Annotated in this window: 16 protein-coding genes and 1 tRNA gene; 11 read left to right on the forward strand and 6 right to left on the reverse strand. The window is 44.3% G+C overall.

Annotated features, from left to right (window positions below; translation table 11 throughout):
* The first annotated feature begins 17 nt into the window (after window positions 1-17).
* On the forward strand, window positions 18-626 hold the full coding sequence (locus H6570_20905) for a ribonuclease HII (GenBank protein MCB9321753.1): 609 nt from the start codon (window positions 18-20) through the stop codon (window positions 624-626).
* A gap of 104 nt (window positions 627-730) precedes the next feature.
* Here H6570_20905 and H6570_20910 read toward each other — a convergent pair whose 3' ends face one another.
* Window positions 731-1,369, reverse strand: coding sequence for an MBL fold metallo-hydrolase (locus H6570_20910; GenBank protein MCB9321754.1), 639 nt, complete (start codon window positions 1,367-1,369; stop codon window positions 731-733).
* Between the two features lie 159 nt (window positions 1,370-1,528).
* Here H6570_20910 and H6570_20915 point away from each other — a divergent pair, with 159 nt between their 5' ends.
* Window positions 1,529-4,744 carry a hypothetical protein gene (locus H6570_20915; GenBank protein ID MCB9321755.1) on the forward strand — a complete coding sequence of 1,072 codons (3,216 nt, stop codon included), beginning with the start codon at window positions 1,529-1,531 and terminating at the stop codon, window positions 4,742-4,744.
* A 2-nt stretch (window positions 4,745-4,746) separates the two neighbouring features.
* On the opposite strand, the gene prfA is transcribed toward H6570_20915, so the two are convergent.
* The 4 genes from prfA to pdeM form a co-directional block, all read right to left on the reverse strand.
* A complete protein-coding gene (gene prfA / locus H6570_20920; protein ID MCB9321756.1) occupies window positions 4,747-5,811 on the reverse strand; it encodes a peptide chain release factor 1 in 1,065 nt (354 codons plus the stop codon).
* 46 nt (window positions 5,812-5,857) lie between these two features.
* Window positions 5,858-6,094, reverse strand: a complete 237-nt coding sequence (locus H6570_20925) for a hypothetical protein (GenBank protein ID MCB9321757.1) — start codon at window positions 6,092-6,094, stop codon at window positions 5,858-5,860.
* A gap of 102 nt (window positions 6,095-6,196) precedes the next feature.
* Window positions 6,197-6,826 carry a sigma-70 family RNA polymerase sigma factor gene (locus H6570_20930; GenBank protein MCB9321758.1) on the reverse strand — a complete coding sequence of 210 codons (630 nt, stop codon included), beginning with the start codon at window positions 6,824-6,826 and terminating at the stop codon, window positions 6,197-6,199.
* A 105-nt stretch (window positions 6,827-6,931) separates the two neighbouring features.
* Window positions 6,932-7,582 carry a ligase-associated DNA damage response endonuclease PdeM gene (pdeM, locus tag H6570_20935; protein ID MCB9321759.1) on the reverse strand — a complete coding sequence of 217 codons (651 nt, stop codon included), beginning with the start codon at window positions 7,580-7,582 and terminating at the stop codon, window positions 6,932-6,934.
* A gap of 157 nt (window positions 7,583-7,739) precedes the next feature.
* Between pdeM and H6570_20940 the strand changes: the two genes are divergently transcribed.
* From H6570_20940 to H6570_20970, 7 genes are all read left to right on the forward strand, one after another.
* Entirely contained in the window at window positions 7,740-8,942 is a 1,203-nt protein-coding gene (locus H6570_20940; protein ID MCB9321760.1) for a low temperature requirement protein A, read from the forward strand.
* Window positions 8,943-9,061: 119 nt separating this feature from the next.
* Window positions 9,062-9,136, forward strand: a tRNA-Val gene (locus H6570_20945).
* A 418-nt stretch (window positions 9,137-9,554) separates the two neighbouring features.
* Entirely contained in the window at window positions 9,555-11,276 is a 1,722-nt protein-coding gene (locus H6570_20950; protein MCB9321761.1) for an SAM-dependent DNA methyltransferase, read from the forward strand.
* Window positions 11,277-11,293: 17 nt separating this feature from the next.
* Window positions 11,294-12,583: a restriction endonuclease subunit S gene (locus tag H6570_20955; GenBank protein MCB9321762.1), complete on the forward strand. Its 1,290-nt coding sequence runs from the start codon at window positions 11,294-11,296 to the stop codon at window positions 12,581-12,583.
* Window positions 12,584-12,593: 10 nt separating this feature from the next.
* Window positions 12,594-15,587 carry a type I restriction endonuclease subunit R gene (locus H6570_20960; protein MCB9321763.1) on the forward strand — a complete coding sequence of 998 codons (2,994 nt, stop codon included), beginning with the start codon at window positions 12,594-12,596 and terminating at the stop codon, window positions 15,585-15,587.
* Between the two features lie 29 nt (window positions 15,588-15,616).
* A complete protein-coding gene (locus tag H6570_20965; protein MCB9321764.1) occupies window positions 15,617-17,614 on the forward strand; it encodes an AAA family ATPase in 1,998 nt (665 codons plus the stop codon).
* A gap of 5 nt (window positions 17,615-17,619) precedes the next feature.
* Window positions 17,620-19,509, forward strand: a complete 1,890-nt coding sequence (locus H6570_20970; protein ID MCB9321765.1) for an ATP-dependent helicase — start codon at window positions 17,620-17,622, stop codon at window positions 19,507-19,509.
* A 37-nt stretch (window positions 19,510-19,546) separates the two neighbouring features.
* Here H6570_20970 and H6570_20975 read toward each other — a convergent pair whose 3' ends face one another.
* The gene (locus H6570_20975; GenBank protein ID MCB9321766.1) at window positions 19,547-19,771 is read right to left on the reverse strand and encodes a helix-turn-helix transcriptional regulator; all 225 of its coding nucleotides are present in this window, start codon (window positions 19,769-19,771) and stop codon (window positions 19,547-19,549) included.
* Window positions 19,772-19,927: 156 nt separating this feature from the next.
* Between H6570_20975 and H6570_20980 the strand changes: the two genes are divergently transcribed.
* On the forward strand, window positions 19,928-20,515 hold the full coding sequence (locus tag H6570_20980; GenBank protein MCB9321767.1) for a hypothetical protein: 588 nt from the start codon (window positions 19,928-19,930) through the stop codon (window positions 20,513-20,515).
* Between the two features lie 307 nt (window positions 20,516-20,822).
* Complete coding sequence (locus tag H6570_20985) at window positions 20,823-21,905, forward strand: Fic family protein (protein MCB9321768.1); 1,083 nt, start codon at window positions 20,823-20,825, stop codon at window positions 21,903-21,905.
* Window positions 21,906-22,008: the final 103 nt, after the last annotated feature.

The raw sequence follows: 22,008 nt of genomic DNA on the forward strand, positions 1-22,008 counted from the left end.
CCTTTTTATTTTTGACAATGCTCAAAACCGGTTACCACATTACCCAGGTCGAGGCAGGGTGTGATGAAGCAGGCAGAGGATGTCTGGCCGGTCCGGTATTTGCAGCTGCCGTAATCCTGCCAAAGCGGTATAAGAATGCTGAACTGAACGACAGTAAAAAACTGAATCATACCACCCGTAATGCACTTCGCACCATCATCGAGAGGGACGCTCTGGCAACCGCAGTCATCGCGGTGCACCCGGAAGAGATTGACCGTATCAACATTTTGCGGGCTTCAATTCGGGCTATGCACCGGGCCATCGATGCACTGTCCATCCGACCGGATCACCTGTTGATCGACGGGAATTTTTTTGAACCCTATCCGGGAATCCCGCACACGACGGTAATCCGGGGTGATGGCATTTATGCCGCCATCGCCGCCGCATCAATATTGGCTAAGACTTACCGGGATGATTATATGGAAGAAATGCATGCCCGGTATCCGGAATACGGCTGGGACCACAACAAGGGCTATCCCACTGAAGCGCACCGGAAAGCGATTTTTGACCTGGGGCCTACACCCATTCACCGGCAATCATTCAGGTTGCTGCCCGATCCGGAACAATTAAGTCTTTTTGAAGACTGATGTGGTGATTGCAGATTGGCGAGTTCAGATTCCAGATTAGGTAACCCCCGATACCCACCCTGAGGCCCAGAAAACCCGATGCTCAGAAAACATGACGTTGATTCTTACCTTAGAAAGGGGTTGTGACGGCGCTCATGGCCTATGGTCGTATGGGGACCATGACCGGGATAGACCAAAGTATCATCCGGCAAAACGAAAAGCTCCTCGCGTATACTCTTGAGTAAAGTAGCCATATTGCCACCGGGCAGGTCGGTACGGCCGATGCTTTCCTGAAACAGCACATCTCCGGCGATCAGGAATCCCTGTTTCTCACAATAGAGGGAGACACTGGCCGGTGAATGGCCGGGAGTAAACAATACAGTAAGTTCATCGTCTCCCAGCTGAACCGGTATTCCGGGGAGCAGGGTGTGTATTGGTGCCGGTGAAGGCTTCATAGGAATGCCGTACAGGTGGCTCATGCTCAGCGCCTGGTCCAGTACGATTTGTTCTCCCGGATGGATCTCCACCTGAAGACCGTAGGTTTTAGCGATAAATGCATTGCCGAATACGTGGTCCAGATGGCAGTGCGTATTCAGCAGGCGTACGGGATTCAGGCGCTCCTTATCCAGGAATGAGACCAGCTCCTGCTCTTCGTCTTCAGTATAACAACCGGGGTCAATCACGATCGCCGAACCATCTTCGGCGGCCAGGATATAGGTGTTTTCCTGAAATGGATTAAATGTGAAATAGTGTAACCGGATCATCAAGATGTTTTAACTTGTAAACAAAAATAAGGGGTCTGGCCGTTATTACAGAGATGAAGGGCCAAGAGGTAAAATTCCCAATTGATTGTTATAAAGCTCGGATCTTTGTTGTTTGCGAACCAAAATAGAACACCATCCTTTCTTTTTCTGATTGGTTTTATGTTGTCGGCCACCTTTGTCCGGGCTCAGGCACTGCAGGAGACGTTTGGCAAGAATCGCATTCAATACCACGACGATTTTGACGACTGGTGGCAGTACGAGACGGATAACTTCATCACGCACTGGTACGGCAAATCCCGTGAGGTAGGGATCTCTGCCATGCAGCTGGCGGAATACGATTATTACGACATCCAGAATATCCTCGAGCACCGCATCAACGATAAGATCGAGATCCTGGTCTACACCGATCAGACTGATGTCAAGCAAAGCAATCTTGGTGAATCCGAGGCGTTCAACAGTCAAACCGGACGGACCACGGTCGCGGGCAATAAGATATTCGTCTATTTTGATGGAGACCATCTTGATTTGCGCAAACAGATTCGTCAGGGCATTGCTCAGGTTTATCTGGATGCCATCCTGTTTGGCAGCAACCTCCAGGAAATGGTACAGAATACGGTTTCCCTGAAAGTGCCGGCGTGGTATAAAGAAGGGCTGATCTCATTTATCGGCGATGAATGGAACGAGACCATCGACTCCCGGCTGAGGGAACTTTTCCTGAAAACGAAAAAAAAGAAATTTGACCAGATGGCTGCGCGCTATCCGGTCGAAATGGGTCATGCCTTCTGGTATTATGTATCGAAGGTGTATGGAAAATCTTCCCTGGCCAACATCCTTTACCTGACCAGGATCCATAAGACACCGAAAAAGGCTTTCCTTTTTATCCTGGGAATCCCATTTAAGCAGGTAGCTACCGATTGCTATGCATTTTATAAGGACCGGTATCAGCATGAGATCAATGGGTTTGAACCTTTGCCGCTGGATGCTACCGTCAAGACGAAGCTGAAAAAATACCAGAAGTACAGCAGGGTCAAATGGAGTCCGGATGGTGCTTATCTTGCCTACGTCACCAATGATATCGGCAAGACCAGGGTTTGGCTCTATAACCGTGCCACTCAAAAGCAAACCGTACTCATGACGACCGGTTCCCGTAATAACATACAGGAGACCGACTTTAATTATCCGGTCATCTGCTGGGAGCATACCGGCCACGGACTGATGGTTATCTATGAAGCCCGGGATGTCATCAAGCTTTCGCATTTTGATCTTGATCGTTCCGAACGGACGGATGATCTGTTATCTCCGGATCTCATGCGGGTCTATGATGCAGCATTTTGGGATAAAGGCCATCTGGTTATTGCAGCCACCAAATCTGGATACAGCGATCTCTACATGTATAATTTGCGCTACCGCCGGGCCGAACCCATCCTGGAGGACAAATTCGATGATCTGGAAGTAACGGTTCAGTATACGGGAGACCGTCAAAGAGTATTATGGGCGTCCAACCGTGGTATTCCCGGAGATACGATCAATCCCGACTCCATTTTGCCCATCCGTCACATGGACTTGTATGCCATGACCCTGCAGGATGATTACAAACCTCAAACCATTGAACGGCTTACCTTCACGCCAAATGCCGAAGAGAGACAGCCTATCCCCGACGACGAAGGCAATATCTATTATTTAACCAATGAAACGGGGGTAATCAACCGGAAACTGATGCGGCCCGATAAATCCAGCTATTTTCTGACGAATTACAGCCACAATATCCTGTTGCACGATGCGGTGGGTACTAACCTGATCGAAGTCATTGATCAGGATATGAAGCCTGGATTTTATCTCATGCGGGAGCAGTCCGATCCGGTTAAGCCGGCCTTTACGACTTACTTCAGCCAGCGGTTTCCCGACAACATCCGCCAGGGCCAGGAAACATTCATACCGGATGAGCCGGAGCATTACGACACCCTCCAGATCGGTCGTGATGATAAACCCTATTATTTCCAATCGGAGTTTGCCGATCCACCGAAAAATGTGTTTGAAAAACTGGACCTGAACGAGCCCAAACTGGAAGCTCCTGCAGAGCAGGTTCAGGATGAGATTCCCGGATACGGAGACATCGTTCAGTTTCATTACAGCAGGATGGTGGCTTCCCGGATCAAATTCCGGGTCAACCGGCTGACTTCCAATCTGGATAATGAATTGTTGTTTAACGGACTTAACACCTACGCCGGTACTTCTACGCGCGGCTTTGAGTACCCTCCGGTTGGCTTCCTCTTAAAAGCTAATATTAAAGACCTCTTTGAGGATTATGTGGTCGAGGGGGGAGCGCGCTTTCCTACTTCTTTCGACGGGTCTGAATACTTCCTCATTTTCGACAATAAAAAAAGAAGGATCGATAAGCGATATGCCTTTTACCGCAAGTCGAAATACGATGATGTTCCTTTGCCGACAGGATTTTCAAACCGGAATCACCTCACCACGGTCATTGGACTGTCACAATGGTCCTACCCCTTTGATGTTTATCAGAGCCTCAGGGCTACCGCGACGATCCGGCTTGACAAAACTTCTTTGCTGGCATCCGACCGTGCTTCCCTGGAGACACCGGATCAGACCGCCCAGCGGGTAGGACTGCGACTGGAATATGTATTCGACAATGCTCTGGATATTGACCTCAATCTGCGCAATGGATCCCTCTTTAAGGTTTACGGAGAGATGGTTAAGAAAATGGATATTGCCGTTTTTAATCCATGGTCCTTTAATTTCAATAAAGGATTTATGACCATTCTGGGTTTTGAGGGCCGCCATTATCAACGCCTTGACCGGCAATCCATCTTTGCCTCCCGTTTGGTCGGAGCAACCTCGTTTGGGTCGGAGCAGATCCTCTATTTTATGGGTGGTGTGGATAATTGGCTGTTTGCCCAGTACGATGAAAATGTTCCCATTCCTCCTTCCGGTAAATTTGCCTACAATGGCCTGGCTGCCCATATGCGCGGCTTCAAGCAAAATATCCGCAATGGAACTTCTTATCTGCTTTACAATGGTGAGTTACGGGTGCCGGTATTCAAATACCTGATCCCGGAATATTCCAGTTCTGGCTTTTTCCGCAATTTCCAGTTAACGGCCTTCACAGATATCGGTACCGCATGGCATGGTAAGAGTCCATTTGACGCAGACAACCCGCTGAACGTCCTTACGGTGTCCAATCCACTGGTAACCATCAATGTGAATTACGATCGTTTTCCGATCATCATGGGTTATGGCGCCGGGGTCCGCCTTTATTTATTGGGATATCTGATCCGTGCCGATTATGCCTGGGGTATCGAAAACGGGGTGGTGAACCGGCCCCGGTTGTACCTGAGCTTTGGGGCTGATTTTTAGATCTACTCGGTTACCATCTTTTCCGCATTATAGGCGATCTGTAGCGCTTCGATGATTTCGGTGATGTCCCCATTCATGATCGCATCCAGGTTGTACAGCGTCAGATTGATGCGGTGATCGGTGACCCGGTTTTGCGGATAATTGTAGGTGCGGATCTTGTCGGAGCGGTCTCCGGACCCGACCAGGGACCTGCGCTGGCTGGCGACTTTGTTTTCATGTTCCTGGACCTGGGCATCGCGTATCTTGGCATACAGGCGCTGTAGAGCGATCTCGCGGTTCTGGATTTGGGACCTACCATCCGTACTTTCAGACACAATGCCGGTAGGCAAGTGTGTAAATCGAACACCCGATTCGGTCTTATTGACATGCTGCCCGCCGGCGCCGCTCGAGCGGAAGGTATCTACTTTGAGGTCTTCCTTACGGATATTGATGTCCTCCATCTCCAGTTTGGGCATCACGACCACGGTAGCTGCTGAAGTATGGATACGGCCTTGTGATTCTGTTTTTGGCACCCGTTGCACCCGGTGGGCTCCGGATTCAAATTTAAGTTTGCCAAACACATCAGAGCCCGAGATCTCAAGGACGATCTTGCTGTAACCGCCGACCGTACCTTCACTCAGTGAGACGGTTTCAACCGCCCAGCCTTGTTCTTCAAAATACCGGGAATACATCCGGTAGAGGTCACCGGCAAAGATCGAAGCTTCGTCGCCGCCAGTGCCGGCACGGATCTCGAAGATGACATCTTTCTCATCTTCCGGATCCTTGGGGATGAGCATGATCTTCAGTGCTTCCTCCAGGCTTTCCTGTTCTCCTTCCAGCGTTTCGATCTCTTCCCGGGCCATCGCAATGAGATCGGGGTCGCGCTCTGTGCGGATGATTTCCCGGGCTGAACGGATATGGTCCAGTACGGTACGGTATTCATCCGATTTGCTGACGATGTCAGTGAGTTCCTTGTATTCTTTATGGATTTTGGAATAGCGCTTATTGTCGGCAATCACTTCCGGATCCGAAAGTTGCTCTTCCAACCGCATATAGCGATCCTTGATGGCCTCCAATTTTTCGATCATTGCCCGCGTGCTAATTGGCGGCAAAGGTAAGGAAAGTAAAATGAAGCTATAAGACCCGGATTTTATTTTTAATGTTCTGGATGAGGTGGGGAGACACATGTGTCCGCTGTATGTTATTGCGGATCAGATCCCGGAAATTTTTCTCACTGGCATAAAGCCGGGAGCAGTCGGGATCATCGTGAACTTGATTCAGGAAAGCTTGTTCGTCTTCTTTGGGCAGGGCATTATCAAGGTACATGTTCATTTTCTCATGAAACTCCTGAAAAGCATCAAGATTATTCATATCGGTTGAAATTTAGCAGTCCAATAAATGGCTATTAGGTATGTCCCTGGGAAAAAGAAGATGGAAGGTGCTAAAATAGTTAATGATCGGAGATCGCCAAATTTATTTCTTGGCAGATTTATTTTTTGAACGTTTGTCCCTAAATCCCAATCCTTCGGCATACTCCTTCAACTTGTCTTTTAACAAATTCCTGGCGCGGAACAGCCGAGACCTCACGGTGCCGATCGGCACATCGATGATCTTGGCGATTTCCTCGTATGTAAAACCTTCTACATCACACAGCAGGATCACGGTGCGAAAATCCAGTGGCAGAGAATTGATGGCACTCGTGACTTCATCACCCATCATGCTGTTAAACAATTCCTCCCTGAGGTCGGTGTACTTACCCACCTTGTCGGAATCGCTGTCATGGTAACTGATGATCTCCTCAAAGTCGACCTGTGTCGGCTTCTTGGTCTTACGCCGGTACTCGTTGATGTAGGCGTTTTTCAGGATTTTAAACAACCACGCTTTGGCATTAGTTCCTTCATCGTACTTATCGATAAAGCGGTAGGCTTTCATGTACGTTTCCTGGACCAGATCGCTGGCGTCGTCTTCGTTGTAAGTCAAGTGATAGGCAAAGGTGTGCAGGGCATCGATATGAGGAAGAAACTCATTTTCGAAGATTCGCACATACTTTTCTTTGTCGTGTACCTGGCTCAATCTAATTGGTTTATATGTTTTGGACTGCATCATATCTAATAGACGCAATCCGGGTACAAAGTGACTCTTATGACTTTGTTAAAGTTTTAAAACGCGTTTCTATACAAAAATAGTAAAACCTGACAGGAAACAAGACTACTCTGCCGCTCCGGCAGGAATGATTTCATCATCAGCAACCATAAAGATGCGGTCCCCTCTGCGCGGACGTATGACACCGGTTCCGGTGAAGGCTCCGAAGGCCGGGAGGATGGCCTGTGTTTCTCCAAAATAAAAACAGGGGACCCGCAATCCCTGGTAAGCCTGACCCCGCAGGCGCACTGCGGGATGGATATGACCACAGACTGGATACCAGTCTTCCGGCACCTCTTCCAGGGGATGGTGGCTGAACAGGAATGGTGCCCACTCGAGGTATGGCTCATGCAAAAGCAGACCCAGATCCTGATAATGCTTGTCATCCAGAATGTCGTGATTGCCCATGATCAAATGAAATCGTGTCCCGGGAAAAGTCCGGAGGAAACGGCCCAGGATGTCCCATTCGATGTTGTACTGGCTGTGAAAGAGATCTCCCAGGAACAACACATCGCGGGGATGGTACCGGTCCAGTAATTCATATAGATGCTCCCAGTTGGCGTCGGTCACGGCTTCCGGTACCGCAATGCCGGCCCGGTTGAAGTGGGATGCTTTCCCCAGGTGCAAATCAGCAATCCACAGGGCTCTTCGCCGCTGCCAGTAGACACTTTTATAAGGGTGTAACTCCAGTTCTTCTCCAGCTACCCGGATGTTCATAACCTGATTTCCACTGCTCAAAGTTGTAAAAAGCAATCCAATTCAGGAGGACATTGCATCTCATTTTATCTATCCTGATTGATGTGACCCGGGTACCGCGACCAGTGGTCCGTTTAAATCTGTATTTTAGTTGGATCAATTACAAATCGCACCGAGTATGTCGCTTCATCCGCTTACCTCGCAATGGTGGGGGCCTCCCAAAAGATTTGATGTTCAGGAAAAGGACCGCCGGGTAAGCTGGCTGGAGCTTTTTTACGATCTGGTCTATGTGATTGCCATAGCCAGGATCACCCATCATCTGGCTCATCATGTCACCCTGGGGAGTTTCCTGGAATACACGGGATTATTTGCGCTGATTTTTTGGGGATGGCTGAACGGCAGTTTGTATCACGACATCCATGGCAATGAAGGTTTGCGGACCCGGCTGATGACACTGTGGCAGATGATGATCCTGGCAGCCCTGGCAATCATGCTGGACCGGCCGGCGACGACGAATTTCACCGGAATCACGATTGTCCTGATGATCATGCAATTGTACCTCACCTACCTATGGTGGAGTGTCGGGTTTTACGATCAATCGCACCGGCGATACAACCGTCCGTATACGGTCCTGTATCTGGTTGCCCTGGCATTGATGGGCGTCAGTCTGTTTCTCCCGGAGCAGGCATTGAGATGGATTGTCCCGCTGGCCATTCTATGTAATTATCTGCCACCGTTTATCTCTTCCCGGTTGTTGGGGCGATCTTCCATGGACCTGGATATGTCTTCCAGCATGTTTGAGCGACTGGGACTCTTTACCATCATTGTTTTTGGAGAGCTGGTACTGGGCGTCGTCAACGGCATCAGCGCCATCCAAGAGTTGGATGCTAGTGCCTGGATCAATTTTGCGTTGGCCATCTCCATCGTCTTTACCCTGTGGTGGATTTTCTTCACCCTGGTTTCGCGCCGGGAACCCAAGAAAGGTTTTGTGAAAGCCTCATTGCTGGAGTTACTTTACGTTCCGGCTTTGATCGCACTCGGCTTATTGGCAGTAAGCTTTACCTCGCTTTTTGAGGGACACGAAGACTTTGCGTCCATGCGATTTGTATTTCAGATAGCCATTGCGGTCTTCCTGATCAGTATAAGCCTGATGAACGGGTTGCTGGAGTTTCCGGATAATTTGCTGAAGATTAAGCGTCCTATGCAGCGGTCACTCCTGGTGGTTGCGGCCCTGTTTCTGGTGACGGCACCGCTTCAGCTGCACGTGAAGTCCATGTATTACCTGATCGGGGTGGTCGTTTTGTTGTTGCTGGAGATCCTTTATCTGAATTCGCGGTATTATCGCGCTATCCGGGTATCGGATGGGGAGAAGCGTGGTTGAAAACTTGATAATTGCAAGCCGGAGTGGCCAAATGAAAGCCTGCAGAGATTTTTTAAAGGGTTGTTGGAAGAATAGCGGGGAGAATGTATATTTGCATCCGCTTTTTAGTGAAGCATAAGGGGCGATTAGCTCAGCTGGTTTAGAGCACCTGCCTTACAAGCAGGGGGTCCTTGGTTCGAATCCATGATCGCCCACTTTGATTTTCAAGGAGTTATGAGAATTTTCTCATAGCTCCTTTTAAGTTTTGCAAACTATTTGCAAACAAATACCACTTTCTATCCAGCCATATAACTTTCAAACCAAGCATTAGGAACTTTCCGAGTCGAGCAAATCCATGATTGTGATATCGATAACTCAACTCTCTTGACAATATTCGAGATGGAATTTGCTGATACAAATCATCTTTTAAAAACTCATTCTTGTATCAATCCTGGAGAGAAGAGGGCATTTCGCCATCCAGGACCTGGATGATGTCTTTAATTAGGCCATCTACGAATAGATTATAAAAAATAATCATCTGTCGGTATGGTATTTGCAGCGATTAACAACTATTATCTTTAGGTCTGATAGGGAGTTCTTTCCCTAACCTTTCAAAACCTTGGATGCATGGATATGATCAACTTTCGGGAAACCGCTAATTTCATATGGAGCGTTGCCGATCTTCTCAGGGGTGATTACAAACAAAGCGATTATGGCAAGATCATTCTTCCCCTTACTGTCTTAAGAAGGCTGGATTGTGTTCTGGAGCCAACCAAGGAAAAGGTGCTGGCCTATCTGCCAAAGGTTCAGACAACCAATGTCCAGAACATCGATCCTATCCTGAATAAAGTTGCCGGGCATAATTTTCACAACCGATCCAAATATGATTTTAACAAGCTGATCGCCGATCCTGATCATATTGCGGCTAATCTCAGGAACTATATCAACGGGTTTTCAGAAAACGCGCGGGAGATCATCGAATATTTTGATTTTGACAAACAGATCGACCGGCTGGAAAAATCCAATCTTCTTTACCTGGTCTTAAAGAGATTTCAGGAAACGGACCTTCATCCCAAAAAGGTGAGCAATGTTGAGGCCGGTTATCTCTTTGAAGAGCTGATCAGGAAATTTGCCGAACTTTCCAATGAGACGGCAGGGGAACATTTCACTCCCCGGGAGGTGATCCGGCTCATGGTAGATATGCTCTTCATTGCAGACAAAGATATCCTTACCAAGAAAGGAATTGTCAAAACCCTTTATGATCCTGCAGGGGGGACCGGAGGAATGCTGACGGTTGCCGATGAATATGTCAGAAGCCTGAATGAAGATGCCCGGCTTGAATTATTCGGCCAGGAAATCAACCCTGAGAGTTACGCGATTTTCAAAGCGGATATGCTGATAAAGGGCCAGAATGCCTCGAACGTAAAGTTTGGTAACTCATTTACTGAAGATGGCCTGGAAGGCAATAAATTTGATTACATGCTTTCCAATCCGCCATTCGGTGTGTCCTGGAAGAAAGTCGAAAAGAAAATCAAACACGAGGCTGAAAGCTTAGGCCATGCAGGGCGCTTTGGGGCAGGGACCCCAAGGGTCAGTGATGGATCACTATTGTTCCTGCAGCACATGATTTCCAAAATGACGCAAACAGGGCAGGGGAGCCGGATTGGTATTGTCTTTAACGGATCACCATTATTTACCGGATCAGCCGGCAGCGGCGAAAGCGATATCAGGAAATGGATCATTGAAAATGATATGCTCGAAGCCATCATTGCTCTTCCTGATCAGCTTTTTTACAATACAGGCATTTCAACTTACATCTGGATTGTCGATAACCGCAAAAGACCTGAGCGCAAAGGCAAGGTCCAGCTCATCAATGCTGTCTCATTCTTTGAAAAGATGAGTAAAAGTCTGGGTAACAAACGTAATCTGATCAGTACAGTTCAAATTGAGAAGATCACAAAGCTCTATGGTGATTTTGAAGAAAACAAATATTCCAAAATCTTCGATAATGAAGATTTCGGCTATCACAAAGTGACTGTTGAACGGCCTAAAAGAAAAAAAGATGGCACAATCATTAAGGACACCAACGGCAACCCAAAAGTTGACAGTTCCCTGCGGGATTACGAGAGCATTCCCTTAAAAGAGGATATCGAAGAATACTTCAAAAGAGAGGTTCTTCCCCATGTCCCGGATGCCTGGATTGATCATTCAAAAACCAAAGTTGGCTATGAAATAAACTTCACCAGGTATTTCTATGAATACACTCCCCTTCGATCAACCGAAGAAATCAGAGCAGACATTCTCAAGCTTAAGGAAGAGATGGAGGATTTAACAATGAAAGTTGTGAGCCCATGAGCATAATTTCAGAGCCTATGATTTCATCGTGGACAGGACCATTACCCAAACATTGGAATACGGCAAAATTAAAATGGCTATCGAAAATCTATGCGGGAGGAACACCAGATAAAAGCAACAGCGCTTACTGGGAAAATGGCACAATTCCATGGCTTAATTCCGGCACGGTAAATCAAGGAATAATAACTGAATATTCCCATTTGATAACTGAGCAAGGATTCAATAACTCAAGTGCCAAATGGATAGAAAAGGGAAATCTAATTATTGCATTGGCAGGACAAGGAAAAACAAAGGGAATGGTTGGCTTAACCACCTTCCGAACAACTTGTAATCAATCGCTCGGAGTAATATCTCCGGGTCAAAAGATTTACAGTAAATTTATTTATTACTACCTAAAGAGGAGTTACAAAAACATAAGAGGCTTAGCGGGAGATGGTAAAAGGGACGGTTTGAACTTAGAAATGATTGGAAGTATCTATGTACCGATACCACCATTTGATGAACAAGTTGCTATAGTAGAATTCTTAGATATAAAAACTTCACAAATTGACCAGTCAATTGAAAAAAGAACTTTATTAATTCAACTACTCCAAGAAGAAAAATCAGCAGTTATCAATGAAGCCGTTACAAGAGGAATAAATTCAAGAGTTCCAATGAAGGGATCGGGCATTGAATGGCTACGTGAAATGCCTAAGCATTGGGAACTAGCTAAAATGAAGTATTTAGGAAAGATAAAATATGGCCTTGGACAACCTCCTAAACAACTAGAGAACGGTTTACCATTGATTAGAGCCACAAATATTGAAAGAGGCAAGATAGTTGAAGCAAATATGGTCTATGTTGACCCTGACGATGTTCCGTATGAGAGAGATCCAGTGTTAAGAGAAAATGACATTATTGTCGTGAGGAGTGGTGCATATACTGCCGACAGTGCCATTATTCCAAACAAATATGATGGTGCGATTACAGGGTACGATATGGTTTTTAGACCAACAACCGTAAATGCCAAATTTATTTCATATGGGTTACTGAGTAACTATATTTTATATAATCAATTATACGTGCATAGGCTTAGAGCCGCACAGCCTCATTTGAATGCAGAAGAATTAGGGGATACCATTGTGTTAATACCTTCCTTAGAAGAGCAAGAAGAGATTGTTAGTCACATTGAATCTGAGATATCTCGTATAGATAAGGAAATTGAGCTAGCCCAAAAAGAGATAGAACTCCTGAAGGAATATCGTGGGGCATTGATTTCAGAAGCCGTTACCGGAAAAATAGATGTACGTGATTACCCCTTGAACTAAGATAAACCCTATGGTCAAAGCCATCCATACTGAAGAAACCTTTGAAGAAGCTATCGAGCAATCCCTGATAGAGGAGGGGGGCTATCAAAAGGGAAATCCATCTGACTATGATCCAGTTTTGGCCTTAGACCCCGTTATTTTATTTGAATTCATTCAAACCACACAGCCCAGGAAATGGGAAAAAATCTCTAAAATCCATGGCTCTTCAGTAGAGGAAAAACTCCTCAGACGATTAACCAAGGAAATCGATCAAAGAGGGATGATCGATGTGATCCGTAAAGGAATTACCGATTACGGGGTAAAATTCGATCTGGCTTATTTCAGGCCGGAAACCTCCCTCAACCCAGAAACGGAAAAGCTTTATCATCAGAATATCCTGACAGTGACCCGGCAGGTCTATTATTCCACAAAGCACAGGAACTCCCTGGATATGCTTTTATCGATCAATGGCCTTCCCATTGTCAGTATTGAGCTTAAAAACCAGTTCACTGGTCAAACAGTGGAAAATGCCAAAAAGCAGTTCCGTTTTGATAGGGATTATAAAGAATTACTGTTCCAGTTTAAGAAAAGAGCCCTGGTTCATTTTGCGGTGGATACTGATGAAGCCTACATGACCACAAAGCTCAATGGTCCAAAGACCTATTACTTGCCATTTAATCAGGGATTTAATAACGGCAAGGGCAATCCTCCTAATCCGGGTGGATACAGAACCTCCTATCTCTGGGAGGATATCTGGAGCAAGGACTCCCTGATGGAGATTGTCGGCAAATTCATTCACCTGGAAACCGAGGAAATCGAGATCGATGGCAGGCTATCGAAAAAGGAGATCATGTTCTTCCCGCGGTATCATCAGTTGGAAGTGGTTCGAAAGCTAGTCCGATATGTAAGAGTTGAACAAGCAGGGGAGAATTATCTTATCCAGCATTCCGCAGGTAGTGGAAAGAGTAAATCCATTGCCTGGCTATCTTACCAGCTCTTCAGCCTGCATAACCAGGATAACAAGCGCATTTATAATGCTGTCATCGTGATCACGGACAGGAAGGTCCTGGATACACAGCTCCAGAACACGATTTACCAGATCGAGCATAAACATGGGGTGGTCCAGAAAATCGATAAGAATTCCGGGCAGCTCGCAGAAACCCTCAGCAAAGGGGGAAGTATCATTATTACCACGCTTCAGAAGTTTCCATTCATCCTGGATAAGGTTGATGACCTTCCTGATCGAAATTATGCGGTCATTATTGATGAAGCCCACTCTTCCCAGGGCGGTGAGGCCAGCAAGAAAATGAAGGAAGTTTTGGCCAGCAATAGCCTGGAAGAAGCTGAAAGACTGGAAATGAACGAGGAGGAGGATTCCTCACTTGATGAGGTCAGAAAATCCATGATGGCAAGGGGCAAACAGACCAATATGAGCTTCTTTGCTTTTACAGCCACGCCCAAGGCAAAGACACTGGAAGTGTTTGGAACGCCGGGTGCCGATGGAAAACCCAGACCATTTCATTTGTATTCCATGCGCCAGGCAATTGAAGAGGGCTTCATTCTTGATGTTCTGGCGAATTACACGACCTATAAAACCTATTTCAAACTATCCAAAGCAATAGAGGACGATCCCGAGGTTAATAAGAAAAAAGCCGCCCGGGCTATTGGCCGGTTTTTATCGCTCCATCCGCACAACCTGGCGCAAAAGACTGAAATCATCATCGAACATTTCAGGCAGGTGGTGAGTAAGAAGATAGGAGGGAAGGCCAAGGCCATGGTAGTGACAGGCTCTCGGCTTCATGCTGTCCGCTATAAACGGGAATTTGACCACTATCTAAAAGAAAAAGGATACAATAAAGGGGATAGAGCAATAAAAGCCTTGGTGGCTTTTTCAGGGAAGGTCATTGATGAAGGGGTGGAGTTTACCGAACCTGGCATGAATGGTTTTGGGTACAAGGCGCTTCCCGGGAAATTTGCAACCGATGAATATCAGCTTTTGCTTGTGGCAGATAAATACCAGACAGGATTTGATCAGCCGTTACTTCACACTATGTACGTCGATAAGAAATTATCAGGGGTAAAAGCAGTTCAAACGCTATCCAGATTGAACAGAACGGCGCCAGGCAAAGAGGATACTTTCGTCCTGGATTTTGTCAATGACCGGGAAACGATCCTTAGCTCGTTCCAGCCTTATTTTGAGATCACAACTATTGAGGAAAACACTGATCCCAATCATCTTTATGATCTCAAAACAGAAATTGAAAAATATCAGGTAATCTGGCCGGTAGAGATTGATAACTTTATTGAGGTTTATTTTGCCAATACCAAGGTCCTGAATGTGAAAGATCAGGCAAAACTCAACGCCTTTATCGATCCGGCGGTGGAGAGATTTAAAGGGCTTGAGGAAGAGGCTCAGGATGAGCTGAAAAACTCAGTGATTGCCTTTGTGAGATTATATTCCTTTCTGTCCCAGATCATGCCTTTTCACGATATTGAGCTGGAAAAGCTTTTCAATTACTTACGCTATTTCAAGAAAAAACTTCCAAAACCAACATTAGGAGAGCGTTTCCAACTCACTGATGAGGTCGCCCTGGAATACTACCGTCTGCAAAAGATCGAAGAGGGTAAGATATCGCTGCAATATGGAGAAGAAAGCGAGCTTTCAGTAGTCCGGGAAGCAGGCGTCAGGTATCAAAAGGAGGAAAAAGCCCCGATTTCAGAGATTATCCAGGTCCTTAATGATAAATTAGGAACAGATTTCACACCGGCAGACCAGTTGTTTTTCGATCAGATTGAGGAAGAAATGGTCCAGGATGAAACCCTGGCTAAACAGGCGCAATCCAATACGATTGAAAACTTCAAGTATGGATTTGAGGACAAGTTTATGGATGTGGTGATTGATCGGATGGAACAGAATAAGGAACTCTTTGCCAAGCTCATGGATGATGAGAGAATGGCCGGGATCGTGAAGGAAATCCTGCTGGAAAACGTGTTTAACAGGCTGAGAGATCAAGCGCAATTATAATATATCTTCTATTAAGAAATATTAAGTTCATGAAAGCCACTAAAATCAAATTAAAGAATTTTCGTTCTTTTGGTCCTGAAGTTACCGTTATAGATTTACAAGACGGTCTAACAGGAATTGTAGGCGCTAATAGCGCAGGCAAAACTGCACTTCTAGAAGCATTGAAAAAAGTTTTTGACCCATCACACTCGGAAAGAAATATCTTCAAATCGGATTTTCATATCCCTGGGAACTCAGAGCCAAATGAAATTGACGAAATCGAAATGTACATAGAAATAGTCTTTGATTTCGATGGAATTTTTACCGAGGAAGAAGGCAAAGATAATGAAAATGGAGTTCCTGATTATTTTGATCAAATGACTGTCAGTGATCCTGGTGGATCTCCATATATTAGGATAAGGCTTCAATCAACTTGGAAAAAAGATCCTATTAACCCAGAAGGTAGTATTGAAACTAATTTAATTTTTATTACCTGTCCTGAGGAAGAAAAGGAAACTGATGCCAATACTCCTCTCTTTCCAAATCACAAACGATCACTAATCCAATCATTTTATGTCCCGGCGATCAGAAGGCCCTCTGATCAGCTAAGATATGCTTCCGGTTCTATGCTATTTCGATTGTTGAAAAGGATAAAATGGCCAGATGATTTTAATGAAAGATTCAATGAACAGCTCGAAGAGATGAATATGCTTTTTGAGGACGTTGAGAATTTTGAAAAGATAAAATGCAACCTTTCTTCTCTTTGGCAGGAATACAATAAGGACTCACGTTATTATAATGCAGACATAACATTCGGGAGTTCGGATTTTGAATCCATTCTGAAAAAACTTGAAATTGAGTTTACGCCAACTGATAGTGACCGGCCTTTTTCGATTTCTGAATTAGGTGAAGGTTATCGATCCCTGTTCTATTTAACTTTAGTATCTACCCTTCTAAAAATGGAAGAAGAATTAGAGATTGAGGCAGGTGAAAAACCCCTTTTGACATTACTATTAATAGAAGAGCCTGAAAACCACATTGCGCCTCAACTATTAGGCAGAGTTCTAAATAACTTAAAATCTCTTTCTGAACAACAGAATGTCCAAGTAATCCTAACTTCTCACACGCCTTCTATCATCCAGAGAATTGATCCAGAAGGTATAAGGCATTTACGTCTTGACAACACAGAACATAAGACAATTGTGAGCAATATTATCCTTCCAAAAAAGACCGCAGATGCCTATAAATATGTGAAAGAGGCTGTCCGCAATTTTCCCGAAATATATTTTTCAAGGTTGGTCGTTATTGGAGAAGGGGATAGTGAAGAAATTATATTTGATCGATTGTCACGAGTTTACGACAATGATTTTGACGACCACTACATATCATTTGCACCACTGGGAGGTCGGTATGTAAACCATATTTGGAAACTGTTAAATCAGCTGGATATTCCGTATGTTACACTTCTCGATTTAGACCGAGAACGGGAAGGAGGTGGATGGGGACGTATTAAATATGCAATTAAGCAAATTATTTTGAATAGACCGGCCTTAAAAACGAAACTTTTAACTTTAAATGGAGGTGAACTCTTATCTGATAAACGTTTTGAGGCTATGCATAATTGGGATGTTAAGGAGGTCAAAATAATGGATGGCTGGATTTCTATGTTGGAGGAATATAACATATTCTTTAGCTATCCATTGGATTTAGACTTCATGATGCTCTCATATTTAGAGCTTGAATATGAAGCAACTGCCACCGAAGGCCCACAAGTGCCTGACAAAGAACTGGACCCGGTCGGATTTGGTGAGAAGCTAAAAAATGGAATACAAGCCACTTTAAAATCTTCAAATGCAACTGCTGAAACTTATTCAGAAGATGAAAAAGAATTAATGATTTGGTATAATTATCTTTTCCTTGGCCGTGGTAAACCATCAACACACATTGAAGCCCTATCGGAAATTTCAGATGAAGATTTAGCTGAAAATATACCGGAAGTCCTTGAGAGGATTTTCGATAGAATAATGGAAATACTAGCCAAGAACTAAATGATATGCATCAATTTGTTCGGCCCGATGATTGGATACCTGCAGATGGATTTGATTTAGAAGATAACGCTCTAATGGCGGTCAAAAGCGACAAAAACTACCTTGTTGTTGCGGGCCCGGGAGCAGGTAAAACAGAATTACTTGCTCAAAGAGCCTGTTATCTATTACAAACTAATCTTTGCAAGAATCCCAATAAGATTTTGGCTATCTCCTTCAAAAGGGATGCAGCGTTCAACTTGGCTGCAAGGGTTGAAAAACGCGTTGGAAGAGATCTTTCTCGCAGGTTTACTTCATTGACTTTTGATGCTTTTTCCAAAGGTTTAGTTGATAGATTCCGAAATGGTATTCCTGAACAATACCGCCCAAATAAAACTTATAAAATTGATACTACTCCTAATTCACCATATTTATTGTCTCTATTTGAGGAATTTGACCCATTTATATCAAAAGGGTATTTCAGAACGGCAAAGGCAAATGTAAAAGCAGCGAACATTGAATCACTTTACGAACAAGCTTATCCTATTCATTCTTCGGATTCTATAAAACTTGCAATATTAGATGCAATGCTTAAAAGAGAAGGACAAGAAACAGTTATTTTCCCTGTATTGTCAAGGTTGGCACAATACCTACTAGGGACAAACCCAAGGATTGTTTCATATCTGCGACAAACATATTCGCATGTCTTCCTTGATGAATTTCAGGACACGACCAATTTGCAATACGATCTATTAAGAACAGCATTTGGAAATAGCGAATGTACTCTCACTGCAGTAGGAGATACCAAACAAAGAATTATGCTTTGGGCTGGGGCGATGGACTACATATTTGAAGAATATCTGGATGACTTTGACGCTTATCCTCCTCTTAATTTACTAATGAATTTCCGTTCCGCACCGAGACTTGTGAGGTTGCAAAATCATTTAACAGCTACTTTAATGGGAAGTGATATTGAGTGTATTCCAAGGAAGGACCGCAATGAAGATGAGGGCATCGCTGAGTTTTGGATTTTCGATAGCGAGGGCCAGGAAGCTCAATTATTGGCTGCTGATATAAAACACAAAATTGAAGTTGAACAGATTGACCCAAGAGAAATTTGCCTGCTTTACAAGCAAAGGCCGGATCATTATGGAGCAGTCCTCCAAGAGGCTCTTTCAAACGTTAATATCAAATCAAGGGTTGAAAATGACATCCAGGATTTATTGGTTGAACCAATAATAAAATTCTGTACAAATTTTATCCGCTCTGCGTTGGATAACTCAAGCATTGACGGAAGAAAATTTATTTTAGATGAGTATTGCAAATTCAAAAAAGTTTTCGATGATAGTGGTTTGCTCGCTGTTGAACGAGAAACAGTAAAAAAATTGAAATCTTTTAAGAAGGCAGTTGAAAAAGTGTCTGATTGGGATGAAATTCAGCGATTAATAGAGAATGAAATTAATGAGATATCTTTTTCTATATTCAGCTCTTATTATCCGCAGTATAATGAACAAAGTTACTTCAATGATTGTATATCCAGATTTTTTGAATTAATGCAGCTTGAATATGAGCAAAACGAAGACCTATTGTTAGCTGTTGAGAAATTTTCAGGAAAAGACTGTGTTCCCATCATGACGGTTCATAAAAGTAAGGGTCTTGAGTTCTCCGTTGTATACTTCATAGGGTTTGAAGATCAAAATTTTTGGAACTTCAAGTTTCAACCAAAAGAAGATACTTGTTCATTTTTTGTGGCACTTTCGCGGGCAAAAGACGCCGTGTATTTTACATTTTCAAGTCAACGGACTAATAATTTTGGAGATTTGGAGAGGCGATCGATTGAAAAAATAAATCCTCTCTTTGAAGCTTTAAAATCTTCAAACTTGGTTTATAGAAAAGATTTCCGGATGGTAGATCGGTAGCTAGTTTAGATATATTGATTAATATATTTCTAATTGCTTATTGATAGTCTATCAAATCTATGACGTCCATCTCCAGGACATTGGCAATATCACACAGCTTTTGTAGAGTGACATTGTATTTGGCGTTTTCGATATAGCTCATATACGTCCTATCGATATCGCATAAGTGAGCCAGGGTTTCCTGCGACATGCCTTTCTCCTTCCGGAACTTGCGGATGTTCCGGCCTACCTGAATCAGAATCTCCGGGTAGTTGTTCTTCATTCGTCGCATTTATGCGACAAAAAGTAGGGCAGTTTCATGGCAAAACACTTCGCATATATTCGAGGTATTACGTATATTGTCGAGAATATACGAAATATTTGCTTTTTCATGCCTAGAAATGATATAAAGAGTCCGAGCAGGAAAGGACTTATGGTTATGAAGACCAGTTTTAAACAGGCCATAATGGGTTTAAGCGCCGGCGCGATGATAGCGCTGCCGGGGTTCCTGCGCGCGCAGAAAACGGCCTCCACCGGCAATCCTGCCCAGGAGATCACCGCCCGCTACAACAAATCCGCCGCGAATGATGACGGCAAGACGTATTACCCGGAACCCGGGAAGGGGAAATACCCCTATACCATTAAATACTGTGATCTGAGCAATCCAAAAGAGAATGGCGTGAATGAGGCTGGAGATTATTCATTCGAGAATAAAGAATTTGTCATCTTTATGCGCCGTGGCCGGGATGCCAAATACACCGCTGAACAATACTGCCAGCTTGTGAAAGACAAAATCTTTTCTGGTGAGAACGATATTCCCATTACGTTCATGATCGGCAAAGAAGGTGCGGGTGTTAATCCCCTGATGGACGTTTACATTGATGGACATTTAGGTAAGGACCCCGAGAATGGGGATGACTTATTCTTGCCAGGCGAACTTGCCAAGAACGCACATCATTTTGTTGAGAGGTACTGGAATAATCATGGGGGCAAGCAGGTTACAGGAACCTGCGAACCTATACTTTAAAAGGTAGTTCTAATGCCCGTGCCTGCGAATGCCGGGAGTGTCCTAGGTTCGAATCCATGATCGCCCACGAAGGAGTCCGACAGAATTACAGCTGGACTTATTCAATTAAAGCTTCTCCAATCCTCCAACATTTACTTTTTCACGAATGTGAAAGGGGTATAATCGTCTGGTGTAATGTGTAGAAAAGAAACAATGGAACAAGGACAATAATGGCCCATAATATTTGAACGAGGGCAAATATTTGCTATTTTTACCTTCGTATACGAAACAGGTGAAAAAAACGCCCTTGCATGAAAAATAAATGTAAATGGCCTATAATCCAGACTTGCCGTACAATGAACTGCCGCTTTTACCACCTGAAGTTGAGATAGAAACTACCGCTATTCTCAAAAAGACAATTGAAGCCAGCCGGGCGCTTGCAGAGCTAAAAGGCGCCATTACCAACTTGCCCAATCCTACCTTATTTATTGATACCATCCAATTGCAGGAAGCGCGAGCCAGCTCGGCCATCGAAAACATCATAACCACACATGATGAGTTATTCAAACAATCCGTTGCCGATAAAAAAATAGACAACTCTGCCGTAAAGGAAGTACTGCATTACAAAGATGCCCTATGGTATGGGTTGGAGGAAATGAAGCAAAAGCCCTTGCTTACTACCAACTTGTTTGTCAAACTGGTGCAGGTGATAAAAGCAAACAGTGCCAGCATTCGCAATTCAATAGGCACCCAGTTGAAGAACCCGGTCTCCGGTAAAGTGGTATATACCCCACCCGAAGGCGAAGCCGTAATAAGGGAAAAATTAAAAAACCTGGAAGATTTCATCCATGCCGAAGATGAGATAGACCCGCTGGTAAAAATGGCCATCATCCACTACCAGTTTGAGGCCATCCACCCGTTTTTTGATGGTAATGGTCGAACAGGAAGGATCATTTTGCTTCTCTATTTGAAATTAACCGGCTTACTGGACTTACCAGCCTTGTTTCTGAGCGGTTATATTATGGAAAAAAAGGATGCTTATTTTAAAAAACTGCGGGCAGTAACCGAGAAAAATGACTGGCAGGGATGGATATACTACATGCTGGACATGATTGAAACCACTGCAAAAAAGGACCGCCAACGCATTGCACAGATCGAAAAACTAATGGGCACAATGGGTGCTGAAATACAAGCCAAATTGCCCAAAGTGTATTCCAAAGACCTGATGGAAGTACTGTTCAGGCTGCCCTATAGTAAAAGGCAGTTTTTGGAAGAAGCCGGCTTGGGGAATTTGAAAACAGTAGGTAATTATTTAAAAGAATTGGAAGATGCCGGGTATCTGAAAAGTGAACAAGTTGGTAAGGAGAAATTGTACCTGAATCATCAATTGTTGGAAATTTTAAAAAGCTGATGCCTGGTAATAAGGAGACATTATTTCAAGGTCTGGATTGAAAAACCAGGCTTTTTTGTCCCCAGGTGGAAACCTGGGGTTACAGCATTTTGGAACTATTTCT

It is taken from the genome of Lewinellaceae bacterium (genome assembly GCA_020636135.1).
Classification (GTDB): Bacteria; Bacteroidota; Bacteroidia; order Chitinophagales; family Saprospiraceae; genus JAGQXC01.

What these genes read in the sequence shown, in the direction of transcription:
- H6570_20905 (MCB9321753.1), top strand. Translation starts at nt 18, where the DNA reads ATGCTCAAAACCGGTTACCACATTACCCAGGTCGAGGCAGGGTGTGAT.
- H6570_20910 (MCB9321754.1), bottom strand. Translation starts at nt 1,369, where the DNA reads ATGATCCGGTTACACTATTTCACATTTAATCCATTTCAGGAAAACACC.
- H6570_20915 (MCB9321755.1), top strand. Translation starts at nt 1,529, where the DNA reads ATGTTGTCGGCCACCTTTGTCCGGGCTCAGGCACTGCAGGAGACGTTT.
- prfA (MCB9321756.1), bottom strand. Translation starts at nt 5,811, where the DNA reads ATGATCGAAAAATTGGAGGCCATCAAGGATCGCTATATGCGGTTGGAA.
- H6570_20925 (MCB9321757.1), bottom strand. Translation starts at nt 6,094, where the DNA reads ATGAATAATCTTGATGCTTTTCAGGAGTTTCATGAGAAAATGAACATG.
- H6570_20930 (MCB9321758.1), bottom strand. Translation starts at nt 6,826, where the DNA reads ATGCAGTCCAAAACATATAAACCAATTAGATTGAGCCAGGTACACGAC.
- pdeM (MCB9321759.1), bottom strand. Translation starts at nt 7,582, where the DNA reads ATGAACATCCGGGTAGCTGGAGAAGAACTGGAGTTACACCCTTATAAA.
- H6570_20940 (MCB9321760.1), top strand. Translation starts at nt 7,740, where the DNA reads ATGTCGCTTCATCCGCTTACCTCGCAATGGTGGGGGCCTCCCAAAAGA.
- H6570_20950 (MCB9321761.1), top strand. Translation starts at nt 9,555, where the DNA reads ATGATCAACTTTCGGGAAACCGCTAATTTCATATGGAGCGTTGCCGAT.
- H6570_20955 (MCB9321762.1), top strand. Translation starts at nt 11,294, where the DNA reads ATGATTTCATCGTGGACAGGACCATTACCCAAACATTGGAATACGGCA.
- H6570_20960 (MCB9321763.1), top strand. Translation starts at nt 12,594, where the DNA reads ATGGTCAAAGCCATCCATACTGAAGAAACCTTTGAAGAAGCTATCGAG.
- H6570_20965 (MCB9321764.1), top strand. Translation starts at nt 15,617, where the DNA reads ATGAAAGCCACTAAAATCAAATTAAAGAATTTTCGTTCTTTTGGTCCT.
- H6570_20970 (MCB9321765.1), top strand. Translation starts at nt 17,620, where the DNA reads ATGCATCAATTTGTTCGGCCCGATGATTGGATACCTGCAGATGGATTT.
- H6570_20975 (MCB9321766.1), bottom strand. Translation starts at nt 19,771, where the DNA reads ATGAAGAACAACTACCCGGAGATTCTGATTCAGGTAGGCCGGAACATC.
- H6570_20980 (MCB9321767.1), top strand. Translation starts at nt 19,928, where the DNA reads ATGAAGACCAGTTTTAAACAGGCCATAATGGGTTTAAGCGCCGGCGCG.
- H6570_20985 (MCB9321768.1), top strand. Translation starts at nt 20,823, where the DNA reads ATGGCCTATAATCCAGACTTGCCGTACAATGAACTGCCGCTTTTACCA.